Annotated in this window: 2 protein-coding genes; one reads left to right on the top strand and one right to left on the bottom strand. The window is 69.8% G+C overall.

Annotated features, from left to right (window positions below; all coding sequences use genetic code 11):
- On the bottom strand, positions 1–1,288 hold a 1,288-nt coding region (locus MSP7336_RS23490), incomplete at its 3' end, for a DUF7159 family protein (RefSeq protein WP_142706863.1).
- 307 nt (positions 1,289–1,595) lie between these two features.
- Here MSP7336_RS23490 and MSP7336_RS23485 point away from each other — a divergent pair.
- On the top strand, positions 1,596–1,789 hold a 194-nt coding region (locus MSP7336_RS23485; protein WP_113965226.1), incomplete at its 3' end, for a hypothetical protein.

The raw sequence follows: 1,789 nt of genomic DNA, 5'->3' as shown, positions 1-1,789 counted from the left end.
GTGCAGCCGGTGGCGGCGCCGGCGCCTCTTGCGGCGGGGACGGCACATTGGCCGGGGTCTGCCGTGGCGCCTGGTGCGCCGGAGCCGGGTTCGTTGCCCGCTGCGGCGACTGCCGCGCAACGGGCTCCGGTGCCGGGATGGTTTCCGGCGGCTGTGACGGGGCTGCGGGTGCCGGTGGCGGCGCAGCGGAAGGCGGCGGTGCAGCGGAAGGTGGCGGCGCGGCTGGCGGCGCCGGCTTGGCTGGCGGCGCCGGCTTGGCCGACGGCGCCGGGGCCGGTGCTGCGGCAGCCGGCGGGTGGTCACTCGGCGGCGCCTGCTTGGTCGCGACGGCATCGCTGCCGGTCTGGCCGGCCGTGGGCCGCAGATCAGCGGCCAATGAAATCACCAGCGCCGCAACGCCGATGACGAGTACTGCCGCAGCTCCGCTGCCGACCAGCAGTAACGGCCGGTGCTGCCGCTTTGGCTCATCGGTGTCATCGGCTTCATCGGCGATGGCGCTGTAGGCCAGGGCTCCGCTGGCTACGTTGGCATCCCCATAGGACGCGAGCGCGCCGGGCCGCACCTCGCCGGTTCCCGGATCCTTGGAGTAAGCGAGCGCGGCGGTCGAGGACGCGAACAGCGGCGCGTTGGCCGAGGCCAATGCGGCTCCGCGGGCCAGGGCCATGTCCGGCTCCTCGGCAATGCTGACCGGAAGTGAGGCCGCCGCCTCCAGATGCTGCTTGATCGGGATGACGTCGACGCCACAGCCGACGATGAACAAACCACCGGGACGAGACTCCAGCTGGTCCAAGCGCTCAACCAGGAGGGCGAGCTCGGCGGCGGCCTGGGCGCTGTAGGGCGCACACGCCACCCGCTGGCGATGCAGATCAACGATCGACCCGTCGGCGGTGTCCACCACGGCCAGGGTGGCGCTGCCGGCCTCGACGAAAAGCAGCGCGATGTAGTCGTAGCCGAGGGCATGACCGACGTTCTGGGTCAGGGCGGCCGCGGCGAGCAGCGGGGCAACCAGCATCACACCCCGGATGTCGCGGGCGTCCAGTGCGTCACGCAGCGCACCGACTTCGCTGGGCTCGGTCCAGGTCACCCCCGTCGACATCAACTGGTAGCCGCCCTCGAGCGCGCCTTCTCGGGTGCCGAGGATCGCTTCGATCACCTGCTCGCAGGCACTGGATGCGGCGCCGACCGCGAAACTGTCTTGCTCGACCGTGGCGCCGTCGGCGGTTTCGCCTTGAACCAGCGCCACGCGGACCGTCGTTGGTGCCATCGAAACACCAAGTACGATGTCCACTTCCCCTCCATCTTCTGCTCGCTAGGCCCGAGCGGAGGGGCGCGCCGCCTGAACGCCATGCGGCCTTACCAGTTCGCTGGAGCTATCAAGTTCTGGTCGCATGGACGGCGACAGCACGACCGCATCAGCCCGCCGACCGTGGCGCTTCCAGCGTACTCGGCGAGCAAGGAAAAGAAACCCGGATTGTTTGACGGGCTGACAACTGGTAGCTGCCTGTCAGTAACCCCCGCCGGGGTAGTAGCCCCCGCCCGGATTCAAGTACGGATTCTGGGGCGGCGGCGCCTGGTTCTGCGGCACCTGGACCGGGATGGGCACCGGGACTAACGGCAGCGTCAGATACTCGGTGGTCATCGGCACCGTCGTCGGTGTGCTCGTCGACGACGACGGTGGGCGCGTGGTGGTCGTAGTAGTGGTCGGGGCGGTGGACGAGGTGGTGGTCGGGGTTGTCGTCGAAGTTGTCGTTTGCTGCGGGGTTGTGCTGCTCGCCGGGGGGCTATGGGT

The organism is Mycobacterium shimoidei (assembly GCF_900417275.1).
Lineage (GTDB): Bacteria > Actinomycetota > Actinomycetes > Mycobacteriales > Mycobacteriaceae > Mycobacterium > Mycobacterium shimoidei.
This window is presented reverse-complemented; position numbering and strand designations above follow the sequence as displayed.